Source organism: Ahrensia marina (assembly GCF_042140245.1).
Lineage (GTDB): Bacteria > Pseudomonadota > Alphaproteobacteria > Rhizobiales > MH13 > MH13.
Genome location: NZ_CP159483.1, coordinates 3473422 through 3489268, shown reverse-complemented (window position 1 = coordinate 3489268; position 15847 = coordinate 3473422). Strand labels below are relative to the sequence as shown.

The following is a 15847-nucleotide window of genomic DNA, read 5'->3' as shown; positions in this document are numbered from 1 at the left end:
TCAAAGGCGACACATTTCAGCAACCAAGGGTTAACCATGGTACCGGGAAAGAACCTTTAAAATGCAATCAATCGCGGCGCGAATGGACACCCTTTACGGTTCATTCAACGCTGCCTGCGAGCGTGCCAGTCGAAGGGGTTCGCACCTTAGATGCGCGAGCCCTGCCCACAGGCAAGACGCGGTTTGATGAGTATCAGCGTACAGACCGATAACCCTTCCAAGGGTGCAAACAGCACGCCAAGCGCAGCCGTCAAGCGGGTTTCGCATGGCCGGTCGCGGCGTCGTGAGATGCTGCGTTATGCGCCGCTGTTTTACCTATCTTGCATCGGTTCATTGGCCTGCATGGCAGTGGCCATGCCCGTTGCTATCGCCGCAACTGGGCAACTGCCACAAACGCCGCTCTTGCTGTCTTTGGCCGTGCACATGGTTGCGCTTGGCCTGTTCTTCTTTGCTGGCCACGTGCGCGATGGGGCCTTGGTCTGCACGGCTGGTTTCATCGGCCTGCTGGCATGGTCAGCCGCTCTGACAGGCGGTCTGTCGTCGCCTTTGATGGTGCTGTTTTTGATCCCACCGATTGAAGCGATCCTCACACGTCGTATCCGCTGCACACAGCTCGTCTTCGTGATGACCCTTGCTGGATTGGTGCTGACGGGCATGTTTGCAAGGCCGCTTGAGGCTGACTTTGCTATCTCCAGCAGCCAGCTCGTCCTCATGACCATGCTGGGTATGCTTTATACGCTCAGCCTGGCCGCGCGCATTGTGCGGGCCCATTCGGTCAAAGACATGCGTGCCAAAGCAGAGCGCCGCGCCGTTGAGCAGTTTCACACCGTCACGCACGATGTGTTCCTCATGCTCCAACGCGATGGCACTGTCACACAATCGTTTGGGGCTCTGCAGGCGGTTCTTGACTGCGATGCCGACGGTTTGGCCCGCTCTGGCCTGATGCAGCGCATTCATGTGTCAGATCGACCGAGCTTTCTTGCGACGCTTGATCGTGTGAGCGCCACCACGCAACGCGATACCGTCGACGTGCGTTTGCGCACCGGTGCTGATGATCAGCCGCAACGCTTTATATGGGCTGAAATTGACCTGTCCGTCTTGCCAGGCGCCAATGGGCACCGCGAGATCTGTGCGCTCATCCGTGACATCAGCGCCGTGAAGAAGCGTGCGGCAGAACTCACTTTGGCGCGTGAGAAAGCCGAAGCCAATGATGCCGCCAAGGGGCGTTTCCTTGCCACTATGAGCCATGAGCTGCGCACGCCACTCAACGCCATCATTGGCTTTGCTGATATTCTCGATGAGGAAGTGTTTGGCGCGCTCGGCAACGATCAGCAGCGCGAATATGTTGGCCTTATCCGTGAGTCCGGTGGCCATCTGCTGCAACTGGTCAATGACTTGCTGGATATGTCCAAGCTCGATGCCGGCCACTTCCAAATCGTTGCGGAACCGTTTGCCTTCATGGCCGTTGTTGATCGCTGCACGCGCTTGGTTGGTCAGCAGATCGAAAAAGCCGGGCTCACGATCTCCATTGATGTGCCCGATACACTGCCCGAACTGGTGGCAGATCAGCGTGCCATTCGCCAGGTGTTGATCAACCTGCTCTCCAACGCTTGCAAGTTCACCCCCTCAGGTGGCTCGATCACGCTGCGCGCCCGCAAGGATGGTGGCAATCTGGTGCTGTCCATTATCGACACCGGTATTGGCATTGCTGCGAAGGACTTAGGCAAGATTGGCCAGCCATTCTTCCAGGCCAACAATGCCTATGACCGTGATCATCAAGGCACTGGCCTTGGCCTGTCGGTCGTCAAAGGTTTGTGCGAATTGCACGGCGGTTCCTTCTCCATCTCAAGTGTTGAGGGCGAGGGCACCACGGTGACCGTGCGCGTCCCATTTGCTGGTCCCCGCACTGCTGATTGCGGACCAACTGATCCTGATGTTGCCAACACAGTGGTTTTGGCCAAGCTGCAACGCGAGCGCTCCGCAGCGCCTGCGGTCAAGGAAACGCGTGATCTCGATGGCGTCGATCCGGACGCACCAAAACAAGATTTGTTCGAAGAAGAAGGGCACCGCGCTCATGGTTAGGCACGAACCCACCCTTGATGGCCATCACGATCATGGCGAGCAGCCTTATGTGTACCACCGGCCAGGCCGGTCGGCGTACCCAGCCGATGCCTATGATGATGGCGGCTATGACGATGAGTATGGCTATGACGACGAACCGCACGGCCTAATCGACCGCATTTTGGCGGCACCTGGCAAGGTGGCGATGACCACCGTTGCACTGGTTGCCTTTGCCGTTGTTGGCGTCAACGCGGCCTATATGCAGCCGGGCGCCCATCCTGCGCCAATGCTTTCAACGCGCGGGGATGCCCCTGCGCTGGCCATGCCGGTTGAAGACAACCGTCTGCCCGATCAGCGGGCTGTCACGATGGCCCCGGCGCCCATTGTACCGCCAAGCCGTTCTTATGATGCGACCGCGTCAATCCAGAACCCCGCAACGTCTGCTGATGATCAGATCGCCTCGCTTTTGCCCCGCCAGCCCTATGTGGTGCCTTCCCCCATCGCACGTCCGCAGCTGACCGCCCAGCGCATTGTCCAACCGTCTGGCCAAGCCGGGCCCCAGCCGGTTTCGCAGCCGATTGCAACTGTGCCGGTGGCCACGCAGCCATCTGTGCCAACACCGCGCCGGGTCGAAACCATTGCCGTCAACGATGCGATTGGCGCCCTTCTCGCACCGGTGATCGCGCCCAACCCAACCGTTGGCACCAACCAGCCGTTGCCGCAATCTGCCAGCGCGCGCTCAGTGCAGCCCGTTGTGGCGGCTGTTCAGGCGGTTTTGGCCGATATGGGCTATCAGCCCGGCAGCATCGATGGGGTGATTGGGCCGAGCACCGAAGAAGCGATCCGCCGCTTCCAACTGCGCCGAGCGTTGGAGCCCAATGGCCAGATCACCAACGATCTGCTGCGCGAGATTGAACGGGTGACCGGCACACGGATCAGCACGTCCTAACGACGTGCTGGAAGGCGGTCGGCCTGCAAAGCCGCCATTCTCGCGCCAAAGCAATTTCAACAAAAGTTGCAGGCTTTTGCGCTCGCGAAATTGCGTAAAAAACATGGATAGAGCATTTTTGAGTGACTCACTGGTCATGAGACATGCGCTAGAGCCGTTTTTCAAAAAAGAGGTCGGGGTACGGGTCGTCATTGAACCGCTCAATCTCCGTCCACCCCATCGTGCGGTAGAGATTGACGGCCTCAAACAGCGCGCTGTTGCTGTCCAAGCGTAGCACGTCCATGCCCAGTGATCGCGCCGCGTCTTCTGCAGTGATCATCAGGCGCCGCGCCAAGCCCAATCCGCGCGCAGCCGGCGCAATCCACATCCGCTTCACCTCTGCCGGCGCGCCATCATTGCCCTTAACACCAACACAGCCCACCGGCATGTCGCCAAGTCGCGCGACCACAAATGTTCCATGGGGGTGCTGCATTTGGCGCAGCTCTGGATCGCCAGCTTTCTTCAGGTCGAAGTCGAGCTTCAGCCTTTCGCCGAGTTCGGCCGCGTAGGCGTTCAAGCATTTGGTTGCGATATCCGAGGCGTAGTCAGCTTCTTCGAACACGATATCGTCACGCGATAGAGCGATGGTGACGATGTCCATGGCATCAAGCAGACGGCGCGCATCTTTGTGCCGCGCCAGTATGGAAGCAGCCCGCTCATCGGACAGCTCCTCATAGATGTCGAATTCCTTTTTGCCTTCTGGTGTAAGGCTCGCAATGCGGCAACGGCGGTCGGTTGGGCTTAGCTTTGTTTCAACCAGACCCTCGGCTTCAAGACCGCGCAGCAGGCGGCTGAGGAGGCCGGTGTCCAGTTTCAGACAAGCCCGTAGCTCCGAGACATTTTCGTATCCAAGCCCAATGGCATTGAGAACACGCGCTGCGCCCAGCGGTCGTCCTCGATTGAGGTAGCGATCCTCCAGCGCGCCGACTTCGACAGCGACGGACCGACCAAAGTTGCGAACGCGGGATACTGGATCTTGATGCATTTAGCTGACTTTAGTCAGCTAAATCGAAAGCTCAAGCGAAATCTTGGGTTTCTGGTACGTGGATCAGGCGTCTTAACAGCGCTCTGGAGGGGCGGCTGACCTGCAAAACCACGGTTCTGCGACTGACAACTTTCAGGTGCATCCCTCGCTCTGGGACGGGATTTCTATCGCTTTTTGAAACGGTAGAACGGCAGCAGTGCAGTTTGCTGTCGTTCGCTGCGGCCGGGCCAAAGACTGCTTTAAGTACGCTAGCTTCTGACTAGCGCTTTCGCTTTTGCAGATCTCGAAGCGTAATCCCTTCCGAGATTGCGAGCATTGCCTCGCTAATTCTCCGCTGCTGCGTTCGCGCTGTTTTTGCTGACGTAACGTGATTGATGAACATCCGTTTCTTGCCAGGAGTCAGCTTGTCCCATTGAGTGGAAGAAATGTCGTCGGCGTCGAGCACCGCTTGGAGGCTGAGGGGCATGTCCACATAATCTTGATCATCCACTCGAAAACGCATCTCGACCTCATCACCAACATCAAGCCCGGTCTGTTCCTTGATCTCTGGTGACACGATGAAGTAGCGCCTGCCGTCGCCGATGGGCATCCAGGCACCGCGTACGGGGACGACCGTGATCTTTGCTGCAACTCGCAAACACGGATGTGTCTTGAAGGGCGGTGCCTCTAGCACGCCGGTATGATCAATGATGATCCGGCTCTTGCTCGCCCTGGAGCCAAAGCGGGTTCAACACCATCGTCTTGAAAAGGATCACAGGCCGTAAGCCGCCCATCGAGGTCATCCGTGGCCGCGTGTCCATCTTCGTTGTCGTAACTTCATGAAACCAAAAGAAACCGGCGAGCGCAGGGAGGAGGCGCTCGCCGGTTCGGTTAGGGTTTTGTTCGTGGCACTTATGTGTTGGGCCTAGCCTTGGAAGGCGTTGCCGAGCTTGTAGTTACAGCTCTCCTCATCGAAGAGTCTCTGGCTATCTCGGCTAACGCTCCACTTGGCGGACCAGCGAACACTTTCAGCAGCCCTTAAGCTTATGAGAACAAGAAGCCGCGATTGCTGTTTTCATCACCGGAGTCTTCCTCACCGGCAACAGATGAGAGCAAGAAGCCGCGATTGCTGTTTTCATCACCGGAGTCTTCCTCACCTGCAACGGACGAGAGCAAGAAGCCGCGATTGCTGTTTTCATCACCGGAGTCTTCCTCACCTGCAACGGACGAGAGCAAGAAGCCGCGATTGCTGTTTTCATCACCGGAGTCTTCCTCACCGGCAACAGACGAGAACAAGAAGCCGCGATTGCTGTTTTCATCACCGGTATCTTCCTCACCGGCAACAGATGAGAGCAAGAAGCCGCGATTGCTGTTTTCATCACCGGAGTCTTCCTCACCGGCAACAGATGAGAACAAGAAGCCGCGATTGCTGTTTTCGTCACCGGAGTCTTCCTCACCGGCAACAGATGAGAACAAGAAGCCGCGATTGCTGTTTTCATCACCGGAGTCTTCCTCACCGGCAACAGATGAGAGCAAGAAGCCGCGATTGCTGTTTTCATCACCGGAGTCTTCCTCACCGGCAACAGATGAGAACAAGAAGCCGCGATTGCTGTTTTCATCACCGGAGTCTTCCTCACCGGCAACAGATGAGAACAAGAAGCCGCGATTGCTGTTTTCATCACCGGAGTCTTCCTCACCGGCAACAGATGAGAAAAATAAGCCGGGATCGTTGTTTTCATCACCGGTATCTTCCTCACCTACAACGGACGAGAGCAAGAAGCCGCGATTGCTGTTTTCGTCACCGGTATCTTCCTCACCGCTAACGGACGAGAACAAGAAGGTGCTATAGCTGCTTCCAACCTGCTGCACCGATGGCGTAGAGTCTGCAAAAGCGAGAGCCGATGAAGCAGTTCCAAGAGCTAGAGCAGCGGCGGCGATAGTAATAATCGACTTTTTCATAACATTATTCCTTTGGTTTTCTGTGTATTGAAGAAAGATGACTTTCTTCATTTTTCCTGGTGGGCGTTTTTGTTTGCCCGCTCGATGACGATGAATGTATAGATGCTGCTCGCTTGTGCAATCCACGAATGCTTCACTTGGCGTCACGCGCTTGTGAGGGGGTTGCGACGGACCCGTGAGGAGCGCGTGAACACTGCCCGGCGCTCAAGCTCAAAGCCCCAGAAATGCGGCTTTTGGTGATCACGACAGAGCACGTAGCCCGTGTGAATTTGCTCACGAAGAAAGATGCTTGATGCTGAAAAAAGCTGAGAAAAACGCGTCACTTGTCGATCGGGCAAACCAAAAACGAGGTCTAAGCCTCGCTACCTCTCAGCGCCGTGAGGAAAAAGACGCACCCAGTACGCGCTTGGCAGTATCTGGCGCGTTGTTCCCTCTGGACTCGTACATGTGTGGCATTGTCGAGAACGCTTTATTGCCAGTCTGTCGTGCTTTATCCCTTGTTCCGCGCATCGCCCTTCGGTTTGCGGCAAGACATTGACGATCTGGTCACCCTCTCTCCGCGCTTCAGGTCAGTTCCGGGGTATCTCGGCCTGCGGCGAGCCATGGCTGTACCTGCGTTCACGGTGACGGGGTTCGCTCGCACACAGGGCGCGAGCATGCAGGGAGCGAGCTTGGCCAAGCTGGCTGTCCTGAATCTGAAATATACAGCACTTGAAAGTCAGCTTCCCACCGTTTCTGCGTGTTCGTTACTGGGTAGCGAACGGCTGGTACGGGCTCAAAGCAGACGACCCCCTCAAAACGCCACAGTCTCCGCCACCAAAAAATCGACCACATCCCGCAGCGCTTCTTGCGGCGAAGCACCTTCGTCGATCCGTTCGCGATAAAGCGCCAACTGCTTGTCAGCCGATGTACCCTGCTGGCTGATGGTGCGCAGATGCGCCAACTCGGTTTCGCAGCCAAGCTCGCGGGCATCCTCGCTGAGCATATCAATCAGCTCCTCGATCAGCTCCTGCATGGGGATCAGCGTGCTGCGCCCGAAATCAACCAGCTCACCTTGCACGCCATGGCGTTGGGCAAGCCAGCGGTTTTCCTCAATCAGAAAATGTGAATAGCTGCGCCATCTCTGGTTCTTTCCACGCAATCGATAGAGCATGCGGGTGAGACACTGGAAAAGAGCGGCTACAGCAGCTGCGTCGGCCAGATTGGTGCAGACATCAGCAACCCGCATTTCCAGTGTTGGAAACTTGTTAGAGGGCCGCAAATCCCACCAAATCTTGGTGGCATCCTCAATCAGCCCAGCGTTCACCAATGTCTTGATCGTGCGCTGATACTCTGAGTATCCAGCAAATTGCTCCGGCAGGCCGGTGCGCGGCAACTCGTCAAACACCGCAAGGCGGTAGCTTTTGAGACCGGAAACGTTGCCGCGCCAAAAGGGCGAGGAGGTGGTGAGCGCCAAAAGATGAGGCAGGAAGTAAGTCAGCTGCGCCATCAAGTCGACGCGCAGATCATCGTCCTCAATGCCCACATGCACGTGCATGCCGCAGATGACCAGGCGCGCCACGACCATTTTCAAATCATCGGCCAGCGCATTGTAGCGTTCTTTGTCGGTGTGGGTGAGGCGGCTCCACTCGGCAAAGGGGTGAGTTGAGGCCGCCATCGGCGCTAGGTCAAACGGGGCCGCCGCCGCGTGCAAGCAACTGCGCATATGTTGAAGCTGTGCACGCGCGTCTTCCACCGTTTCGCACACCGGCGTACCGACCTCGATCTGACAACGCAAAAACTCGTGCGTTACCTGGTCGCCCAGAACATCTTTGCAGGCCTCAAACGCCGCCTCCGGTGGATTGGCCGCCAAGTCTCGGCTCTCCCTCTCCACCAGCAAATACTCTTCTTCCATACCGAGGGTGAAGGAGGGCGCTTTGTGCATGGTGTGTCCTTACTGCCCTCGTGCGAGGCCCTAGGTGAAAACGCCATTCAAAACGTGACCGATGCCAAATGCAACGATAGCCGCTGAAAGCCCGATGGCGAGCGTTTCCAGGCTTGAGCGCCACCAGGGGCTAAGAGACCATCGGCTTTTGCCAAAACCAATGCCGCAAAAGGTCAACGCGGTGGCGGCCAAAGCGATCCATCCAGCGTTGGAAAGGCCGAGCAAAAACGGCACAAGCGGCACCAGTCCGCAAACCAAGAACCCACCAAAGGTGGCCATGGCGGCCCTTATGGGGGAACGGCGGGCGGCCGCCACGCCATATTCTTCAGAGAGCATGGTGGCGATCCAAACGTCGCGGTTGGCCGTGATCACGTCCACCGCCTCGTCCAAGACCTGTCCGGCAAAGCCTTTGGCCGCGAAAATCTGGCGGATTTCTTCGCGCTCACCCTCAGGGAACCGGGCAATGTGATCAGCCTCCACCGCTTCCAGCCGTTTGGCATCATCATTGTCCGCCTTGGTGCCCAGATAGTTGCCGGCTGCCATGGAGAGGCCATCGGCCAAAAGATTGGCAAACCCCAAAATGAGAATGATTTTCGCCGAAAGCGATGCGCCCAGACTGCCGGCAACAATGGCAAAGGTGGTGACGGCGCCGTCGATGCCGCCATACACCCAATCCTGAAGATAGTTGGCGCGGTGCTCCTCGCGCAGGCGTTTGGCGATGCCCGAAGGCGTGTGGGAGTGTTCTGTTTGGCTCATGGCAAGGGTCCAACTGCTTGTTTAGAACCATTCCACTCTGTTGCGGATTTGCCCGCTATGCGCTCGATCAACACCGGTTCACCGCGCTATGGACGTTCCACTCATTGAAATCAGCGCCCGTCTCCATTAGGAAACCGCCCATCCTTCGTCCTTTTTGTCTGTTTTACCCCGTGAGGCCGAAGGGTTTTTGGGAGAGAGTATTATGCCAATGTCGAAATTGCCGTCGCGCCCTCTGGCCGATTGGAGCCCCAGCTCATGGCGCTCCAAGCCGATCCTTCAGGTGCCAAGCTATCCAGACGCGCAAGCTGTCACCGACGTTGAGGCCCGCTTGGCCAGCTATCCACCGCTCGTTTTTGCAGGTGAGGCCCGCAATTTGCGCGCAGAACTGGCGCGGGTGGCCAAAGGTGAAGCGTTCCTGCTTCAAGGCGGAGATTGCGCCGAAAGCTTTGCCGAACATGGAGCGGACAACATCCGCGACTTCTTCCGTGCCTTCCTGCAAATGGCAATCGTGCTCACCTATGGCTCTGCACGCCCGGTGGTGAAGGTTGGTCGTCTGGCCGGTCAATTCGCCAAACCGCGTTCCTCCGACATTGAGAAACGCGATGGCGAGGAGCTGCCTTCTTACCGGGGTGATATCATCAACGGCATCGAGTTCACGCCCGAGGCCCGCATCCCCGATCCGGCCCGCCAAGACATGGCCTACCGTCAGTCAGCCGCGACGCTGAACCTGGTGCGCGCTTTCGCGTCGGGGGGATATGCCAACCTTGAAAATGTTCAGGAATGGATGCTCGGCTTCGTCGCCGATAGCCCGCAGGGTGAGCGCTACCAAGAGCTTGCCCAGCGTATCTCTGAGACCATGAACTTCATGCGCGCCATCGGCATCACGTCCGATCAGTACGCGCGTCTGCGCGAAACCGACTTCTACACCAGCCACGAAGCGTTGCTGCTTGGCTATGAAGAGGCGATGACCCGTAAGGACTCAACGTCCGATGATCCGGATGCCTGGTACACCACATCCGGTCATATGATTTGGATCGGCGACCGCACCCGTCAGCTGGACCACGCTCATGTTGAGTTCTGCCGCGGTGTGCGCAACCCGATCGGTATGAAGTGCGGCCCCTCCATGGAGGCTGACGATATGCTGCGCCTCATCGACCGGTTGAACCCGCTCAATGATCCTGGTCGCCTGACACTGATCGCCCGCTTTGGCCATGACAAAGTCGAAGCGCACCTGCCCGAGCTCGTTCGCGCGGTCGAACGTGAAGGCAAATCGGTTGTTTGGTCCTGCGATCCAATGCACGGCAACACCATCACCGCCAACAACTACAAGACGCGTCCGTTCGAACGCATTCTTGGCGAGGTGGAAGCCTTCTTTGATGTGCACGAAGCCGAAGGCACCTATCCCGGCGGTATCCATGTGGAAATGACCGGCAAGAACGTCACCGAATGCATGGGTGGTGCCCGCGCCATCACCGCAGAGGATCTGCAAGATCGCTACCACACCCATTGCGATCCACGCCTCAACGCCGATCAAGCTTTGGAGTTGGCCTTCTTGGTGTCGGAACGTCTGAAAAAGGGTCGGTCGGAAACGCCGGTGGAGCTGCCACAGGCCGTCTAAAACACTATCAACGAACGATTTGAAAGCGGGGCTTCGGCCCCGCTTTTTTGTTGAGCAACCGAACGGCAAGCTGCTGGCTATGCAGCCTCTTCCTCTTCCTCATCTTCATCCCAATACCACCAGGCCACGGCATAGGTGATCCCAAAGTAGATCGCGAACGTGACGGGCCCCGAAAGCGCATTGTAGGTCACCCACGCGTCGGTGGACGTGTTGCGCCAGACCAGCTCATTCAGCGTCGCCAAGGTAAGAGCCAGGGCAATCCATGCGATGTGCAGCACGGTCCACCCGGTCGGGATCATTTCCAGCTTGTAGCCCATAGAGCGCTGCAACATGCTCGGCCGCGCCAGCATGCCACCGGCCAAGATGATCGCGAAGGATACGCCGCCAATGGTCGGTTTAACTTTGATGAAGCGCTCATCGTCCTGCACCAACCCAGCCCCCAGCATGACAATGGAAAGCAGAACCGTCGAGATCGCCAAAAAAGGCAGCTGACCATCAATGCGGTAGCGCAGATAAACAGCCAGCATGGCGGCCAGGATAGCCGCGCCGGTGGCAACATAGAGCGTGGAAACGGCGTTCACGGCCAGGAAAACAAGGCCTGGCAGGAACTCAAGAAGAAGACGACGATCTAAAATAGGGGGAACTCACAAGACAGGGATTCGTTAGGTGGACTGATACCAATCCTATCGCTGCCCCGGCAATGATGAACCGCTTGAATACGATCTGCTGAAAAGATCGTCACCGAATGCCAGGTTTGTTTCCGCTGGATGAAAGGCGGGTGGGCGCACGAAGCACCATTTCGCTGCATTCGCAGCCAAGGACTGCTTTGACACACCTATCGAGACCGCACGCCGACCTTGACGCTCACGACCTCAGGGTTATCGGCCGAGTAAACATCGTAGTCTGCGAGATACGAACGAGCGAGATCGCCATTCCAGATCGCTTGCCATTGACTGATCAAAGATTGCGGCTGCGGACCTTCGACATGGTATGTAAGCACAGACTGCTTGGGGATCTCTGCGCGATAGAGACCTTCAGGTGCGTCCATGGACAGACTCCGATAGCCGATTGTCATTCGGTACGGGTCCATAAAGCCACCTTCGTAGGCATGATAGACGCAGTAAACGTCTCGGGACGCATCAGCACTGACCTTTGAGCGGACATCAGATGAGTGGAACGCCTCCCATAGGGCATCAATCGATGCGGGGTCATCATTTTTGACCACCTTCGACAGACCGATAACACAGAAGGCATTTTCCTCTTCCAGCTCAGACATTTCGCTTCTCTTTCAATAGGTACTCTGTAAACTAAGATAAACAATATCGGAGTTAATAATGCAGCTGTCGGAAACTGTCGAGTGGGGACTTCACGCCTGCCTCGCACTCGCGATGATGCCGGAAGGCGCACGTATTCCTGCGCATGCATTGGCCGAGTACCACGGTCTCAAACCCAGCTACTTTTCCAAAGCCATGCAAAAACTGGTCGCGGCCGGGATTGTGCGGTCGATTGAAGGCCGGTCAGGCGGGCTGGCCTTGGCCAGACCAGCAGACGATGTTTCAGTTCTGCACATCGTGATGGCGTTGGAGGACCAGAAAACTCTGTTTCGCTGCACAGAGATCCGCCAAAAAGGCCCCTGCGCAGCGGCTCCAAAGCACTACACAGCGCCGTGCAATATCGCTCGGGTCATGCACAAAGCGGATGCAGAATGGCGTCGTGTACTCGCCGAGACAAGCCTTGCGGATTTGAGGAAATCGGCTGTTGCAGAACCGATCTTTGGCGTCAACGAGGCGACGCAGGCTTGGCTTTCTGAAACCGGAGCACTGCGAGGGGTATGATCTAATGGTAGACAATCGATCTCAGTGAGAGAAATGCGCCACTTCTATGGGTGTTCCGTCTGTGCCATGCTCAAAGACACGCACAGGTTTCTCGCCGACCGTGAGCCGGAAACGTGTCGCGCGATGACCAGACAAGTGGGCCTTAGTGCGTTGTGCAGCATCGGTTCTTGTGGGCTCGAAGCCGACATCTAGAATGATGGATGCCTATCGGTTTGCATCACAGGTGGATCGGTGGTTCTAGACCTGCGCTTGGAGCATCTTTTTGATCTTCGATGCTTTCTCAAAATGATCGAGCTGATGTGTTTCAATCCACCACGTCGCAGCTTCCATTAGCAGCGCCGGGTCATTATTTTTGTTGGCAAAGAACGCATAGAAGGATAGCCCCACGGCGTCCCCTTTTTGGGCGATCTTCCGGTCACAAACAGCGATTGCCTTCTCTCGTAGGGATGCACGCACATCAGTCTCCTTGGTTGGCAGCAACCGGTATCACATCACCAGTCTAGAAACTGTCAGCAGTGCAGGCTTTGGCGATGAAAGGGCTGCTCATCCCTAATTTGCTCAAAGTGAACAAAAGGGTGATTGCCACCCGCTGTTCGGAGCGTTAGACCGCTGGCCATGAGCAAAGATACCCTCAACATCGCCGTCGCCCAGCTAAACCCCGTTATGGGAGATTTGGCGGCCAACATCTTGATGGCGCGTGATGCGCGCATGGAGGCAAAACGCCAGGGCGCTGACCTGATAGCATTCAGCGAGCTTTTCATCTCCGGCTATCCGCCAGAAGATCTGATCGACAAAGACGCCTTTTTGCACGCCTGCCGCGAGGCCTGCGAGGAGCTGGCGCGCGAAACGGATGATGGTGGCCCAGCGGTTCTGATGGGCACGCCCTGGCTGACGGATGATGGCAAGCGCTACAACGCTGTCGTTATGATGGACGGCGGTGAAGTGACAGCGGTGCGGGCCAAGGTCGATCTGCCCAACTATTCCGTCTTTGATGAAAAGCGCGTGTTTGATGCTGGTCCACTGCCCGGGCCGATTGATTTTCGCGGCGTGCGCTTGGGCGTTCCGGTTTGCGAAGATGCTTGGTCCGAAGAGGTGCCTGAGTGCTTGGCCGAAACCGGCGCTGAGCTGCTTATCGTTCCCAACGGGTCGCCTTGGTGGGAAGGCAAGACCGATGAGCGTGTGCACATCATGGTCCAGCGCGTTGTGGAGACGGATCTGCCCCTTCTTTATATCAACCAGCTGGGTGGCCAGGATGAGCTGGTGTTCGATGGCGGGTCCTTTGCGCTGGCCAAGGACCGAACACTGGCGCTGCAAATGCCGCAGTTTGAAGCCGCTGTGCAGATGATCAATGCTAAGCGCATCAATGAAGGTTGGACCTTTGAGCGTGGCCAAATCGCCGCCTTGCCGGATGATCTGGAAGCCGATTGGCGTGCCTGCGTCATGGGTCTTGGCGATTATGTGAACAAGAACGGCTTTCCTGGCGTTGTGCTTGGCCTGTCGGGCGGCATCGACAGCGCGATCTGCGCGGCGATGGCTGTGGATGCGCTTGGTGCGCATCGGGTGCATTGCGTGATGATGCCCTATGAGTACACAGCCCAGCACTCCTTGGAAGATGCCGAGGCCTGCGCCAAAGCGCTGGGGGTACGCTACGATGTGGTGGAGATTCATGCGCCCGTTGAAGGGTTTTTAAGCGCGCTTGGTCCCTTGTTCGAGGGCACCAAAGAGGGCGTGACCGAAGAGAACCTCCAGTCGCGCACCCGCGGCACCATTTTGATGGCGCTGTCGAACAAGTTCGGTTCCATGGTGGTTACCACGGGCAACAAGTCAGAGATGTCGGTGGGCTACGCAACGCTCTATGGCGACATGAACGGCGGCTTCAATCCGATCAAGGATGTCTACAAAACAGATGTCTATCGCATGGCTGCCTGGCGCAACGCGCACCAACCCTGCGGTCTGATGGGACCAGGCGGTGAGGTCATTCCAGAGCGGATCATCACCAAGGCACCCTCTGCCGAGTTACGCCCGGACCAGACCGATCAGGACTCATTGCCGGAGTACGATGTGCTCGACGGCATCTTGCGCGGCTTGGTTGAGGATGAAAAATCCCTCCAAGGCATTGTCGCCGACGGCTATGACCTTGAAACGGTTGGGCGCATCGAGCATTTGCTCTACATCGCTGAATACAAACGGCGTCAGGCCGCGCCGGGCGTCAAGCTTACCAGCCGTGCTTTTGGCCGCGACCGTCGCTACCCCATCACCAACCGCTTCCGGGATCGCCGCGATCCGGCCCATCCCCAAGGGACAACGTCCTAAGCCCAACCGGATTGATATCAAAACCAGATGACCATCGTTCGCTTCGCCCCATCACCAACGGGCTATCTGCACATCGGCAATGCGCGCACAGCGCTGTTCAATGCCCTGTTCGCCCTCAAAACCGGCGGCCAGTTCGTGCTGCGCCTGGATGACACGGACACAGCCCGGTCCACGCAAGAGTTTGCTGACACCATTTTGAGTGACATCGCCTGGCTCCGTATCCAGGTGGACCGGCAGGAAAAACAGTCCGCGCGCATGGCGCGGTATGATGGCGTGCGCGATGAGCTGAAGGCCAAAGGCCTGTTGTATGCCTGTTATGAGACTGCCGAAGAGCTGGATTACAAGCGCAAGCGCCAAATGGCACTTGGTAAGCCACCGGTCTATGACCGCACGGGCCTGAACCTCACCGACGAAGAGCGCAAAGAGCTGGAAGCTGAGGGCCGCAAACCCCATTGGCGCTTCAAGCTGACCGGCAAGCGTGTGGAATGGGATGATCTTTGCAAGGGCGCGCAAACCATTGATACAGCGTCACAATCCGACCCGGTCCTGATCCGCGAAGACGGCTCCTATCTCTACACACTGCCGTCGATCATTGATGACATCGATTTCGGCATCACCCATGTGATCCGCGGTGAAGATCATGTCTCGAATACCGGCACGCAGATTGAGATTTTTGAAGCTCTGGGCGCCAGCGCGCCCAACTGGGGTCACCATAATCTGTTGATCGCTGCCGATGGCTCGGCTCTGTCGAAGCGCGAAGGATCCTTGTCTCTCAAGGCCTTACGCGAAGAAGGTACGCAGCCCATGGCGGTGGCAAGCGTAGCAACCCTGGTGGGCACATCGATGGCCATCGCGCCGCGTGGAAGCCTTGCAGAGCTGACCGAAGACTTTGATCTGTCGAAGGTTTCCTCTGGTCCAGCTCGGTTTGAACCCAAGCAGATCGCCGACTTTTCCGCGCAAATGGTTCACGCATTGGAGCCTGCCGATGTCGCGGACACGCTGACAAACCTGGGTATCCCCACTACCGTTCAAGCTGATCTGTGGCTTGCTGTGCGCAAGAACTGCGATGCACCGCAGGACGCCAAAACCTGGTGGGACATGCTGAATGCTGATGCTGTGACGAGCGATCTGGAGAGCGATGATGTCGCCTACATCACGTTGGCCATGACCCACCTGCCAGAGGGAGATATCAGCTCAGAAACATGGGGTGATTGGACCGGTGCTTTGAAGGCCGAGACGGGCCGCAAGGGCAAGGCGCTTTTCATGCCCCTGCGCAAGGCGCTCACCGGTCAGGAACGCGGTCCAGAAATGGGACCGATCATTGTGCTTCTTGGTCGTGAGAAATTGCTCGACCGTCTGCAAAAAGCAGCGGACTAGAGCGGAATTCAAGCGGACGGTCCGCTCAATTTGGCGGACTAAGAGCGGACGA

General features: G+C 57.2%; 14 protein-coding genes. 6 read left to right on the top strand and 8 right to left on the bottom strand.

Annotated features, from left to right (window positions below; all coding sequences use genetic code 11):
* Positions 1–186 precede the first annotated feature (186 nt).
* Together ABWH92_RS16880 and ABWH92_RS16875 are read left to right on the top strand one after the other, a co-directional pair.
* Positions 187–2082 carry a sensor histidine kinase gene (locus ABWH92_RS16880; protein ID WP_375570359.1) on the top strand — a complete coding sequence of 632 codons (1896 nt, stop codon included), beginning with the start codon at positions 187–189 and terminating at the stop codon, positions 2080–2082.
* Positions 2075–3010 (top strand): peptidoglycan-binding protein, encoded by a 936-nt coding sequence (locus ABWH92_RS16875; protein ID WP_375570357.1) that lies wholly within the window; start codon positions 2075–2077, stop codon positions 3008–3010. The genes ABWH92_RS16880 and ABWH92_RS16875 overlap by 8 nt, the downstream gene beginning before the upstream one ends.
* A gap of 148 nt (positions 3011–3158) precedes the next feature.
* Here the strand turns inward: ABWH92_RS16875 and ABWH92_RS16870 are convergent, their stop codons facing one another.
* The 5 genes from ABWH92_RS16870 to ABWH92_RS16850 all read right to left on the bottom strand — a co-directional run bounded on the left by ABWH92_RS16870 (position 3159) and on the right by ABWH92_RS16850 (position 8652).
* Positions 3159–4034: a GNAT family N-acetyltransferase gene (locus tag ABWH92_RS16870; RefSeq protein ID WP_375570355.1), complete on the bottom strand. Its 876-nt coding sequence runs from the start codon at positions 4032–4034 to the stop codon at positions 3159–3161.
* 259 nt (positions 4035–4293) lie between these two features.
* The gene (locus ABWH92_RS16865; protein ID WP_375570354.1) at positions 4294–4623 is read right to left on the bottom strand and encodes a YdeI/OmpD-associated family protein; all 330 of its coding nucleotides are present in this window, start codon (positions 4621–4623) and stop codon (positions 4294–4296) included.
* 434 nt (positions 4624–5057) lie between these two features.
* Positions 5058–5972 carry a hypothetical protein gene (locus tag ABWH92_RS16860; RefSeq protein WP_375570352.1) on the bottom strand — a complete coding sequence of 305 codons (915 nt, stop codon included), beginning with the start codon at positions 5970–5972 and terminating at the stop codon, positions 5058–5060.
* A 793-nt stretch (positions 5973–6765) separates the two neighbouring features.
* Complete coding sequence (locus ABWH92_RS16855) at positions 6766–7896, bottom strand: carboxylate-amine ligase (protein ID WP_375570350.1); 1131 nt, start codon at positions 7894–7896, stop codon at positions 6766–6768.
* 30 nt (positions 7897–7926) lie between these two features.
* Positions 7927–8652, bottom strand: coding sequence for a VIT1/CCC1 transporter family protein (locus ABWH92_RS16850; RefSeq protein WP_375570348.1), 726 nt, complete (start codon positions 8650–8652; stop codon positions 7927–7929).
* A gap of 208 nt (positions 8653–8860) precedes the next feature.
* Here ABWH92_RS16850 and ABWH92_RS16845 point away from each other — a divergent pair, with 208 nt between their 5' ends.
* A complete protein-coding gene (locus ABWH92_RS16845; protein WP_375570346.1) occupies positions 8861–10270 on the top strand; it encodes a class II 3-deoxy-7-phosphoheptulonate synthase in 1410 nt (469 codons plus the stop codon).
* A gap of 77 nt (positions 10271–10347) precedes the next feature.
* On the opposite strand, the gene ABWH92_RS16840 is transcribed toward ABWH92_RS16845, so the two are convergent.
* Positions 10348–10905, bottom strand: coding sequence for an inner membrane-spanning protein YciB (locus ABWH92_RS16840; RefSeq protein WP_375574276.1), 558 nt, complete (start codon positions 10903–10905; stop codon positions 10348–10350).
* 200 nt (positions 10906–11105) lie between these two features.
* Entirely contained in the window at positions 11106–11546 is a 441-nt protein-coding gene (locus ABWH92_RS16835) for a GyrI-like domain-containing protein (protein ID WP_375570345.1), read from the bottom strand.
* A 58-nt stretch (positions 11547–11604) separates the two neighbouring features.
* On the opposite strand from ABWH92_RS16835, the gene ABWH92_RS16830 reads away from it, so the two are divergent.
* Positions 11605–12105 carry an RrF2 family transcriptional regulator gene (locus ABWH92_RS16830; protein WP_375570343.1) on the top strand — a complete coding sequence of 167 codons (501 nt, stop codon included), beginning with the start codon at positions 11605–11607 and terminating at the stop codon, positions 12103–12105.
* Positions 12106–12342: 237 nt separating this feature from the next.
* On the opposite strand, the gene ABWH92_RS16825 is transcribed toward ABWH92_RS16830, so the two are convergent.
* Positions 12343–12561 (bottom strand): DUF6500 family protein, encoded by a 219-nt coding sequence (locus ABWH92_RS16825; RefSeq protein ID WP_375574275.1) that lies wholly within the window; start codon positions 12559–12561, stop codon positions 12343–12345.
* A gap of 159 nt (positions 12562–12720) precedes the next feature.
* Between ABWH92_RS16825 and ABWH92_RS16820 the strand changes: the two genes are divergently transcribed.
* Both ABWH92_RS16820 and gltX read left to right on the top strand, forming a co-directional pair.
* Positions 12721–14418, top strand: a complete 1698-nt coding sequence (locus ABWH92_RS16820; RefSeq protein ID WP_375570341.1) for an NAD+ synthase — start codon at positions 12721–12723, stop codon at positions 14416–14418.
* 27 nt (positions 14419–14445) lie between these two features.
* On the top strand, positions 14446–15795 hold the full coding sequence (gene gltX / locus ABWH92_RS16815; RefSeq protein ID WP_375570339.1) for a glutamate--tRNA ligase: 1350 nt from the start codon (positions 14446–14448) through the stop codon (positions 15793–15795).
* Positions 15796–15847 lie beyond the last annotated feature (52 nt).

What these genes read in the sequence shown, in the direction of transcription:
- ABWH92_RS16880 (WP_375570359.1), top strand. Translation starts at nt 187, where the DNA reads ATGAGTATCAGCGTACAGACCGATAACCCTTCCAAGGGTGCAAACAGC.
- ABWH92_RS16875 (WP_375570357.1), top strand. Translation starts at nt 2,075, where the DNA reads ATGGTTAGGCACGAACCCACCCTTGATGGCCATCACGATCATGGCGAG.
- ABWH92_RS16870 (WP_375570355.1), bottom strand. Translation starts at nt 4,034, where the DNA reads ATGCATCAAGATCCAGTATCCCGCGTTCGCAACTTTGGTCGGTCCGTC.
- ABWH92_RS16865 (WP_375570354.1), bottom strand. Translation starts at nt 4,623, where the DNA reads ATGCCCATCGGCGACGGCAGGCGCTACTTCATCGTGTCACCAGAGATC.
- ABWH92_RS16860 (WP_375570352.1), bottom strand. Translation starts at nt 5,972, where the DNA reads ATGAAAAAGTCGATTATTACTATCGCCGCCGCTGCTCTAGCTCTTGGA.
- ABWH92_RS16855 (WP_375570350.1), bottom strand. Translation starts at nt 7,896, where the DNA reads ATGCACAAAGCGCCCTCCTTCACCCTCGGTATGGAAGAAGAGTATTTG.
- ABWH92_RS16850 (WP_375570348.1), bottom strand. Translation starts at nt 8,652, where the DNA reads ATGAGCCAAACAGAACACTCCCACACGCCTTCGGGCATCGCCAAACGC.
- ABWH92_RS16845 (WP_375570346.1), top strand. Translation starts at nt 8,861, where the DNA reads ATGTCGAAATTGCCGTCGCGCCCTCTGGCCGATTGGAGCCCCAGCTCA.
- ABWH92_RS16835 (WP_375570345.1), bottom strand. Translation starts at nt 11,546, where the DNA reads ATGTCTGAGCTGGAAGAGGAAAATGCCTTCTGTGTTATCGGTCTGTCG.
- ABWH92_RS16830 (WP_375570343.1), top strand. Translation starts at nt 11,605, where the DNA reads ATGCAGCTGTCGGAAACTGTCGAGTGGGGACTTCACGCCTGCCTCGCA.
- ABWH92_RS16820 (WP_375570341.1), top strand. Translation starts at nt 12,721, where the DNA reads ATGAGCAAAGATACCCTCAACATCGCCGTCGCCCAGCTAAACCCCGTT.
- gltX (WP_375570339.1), top strand. Translation starts at nt 14,446, where the DNA reads ATGACCATCGTTCGCTTCGCCCCATCACCAACGGGCTATCTGCACATC.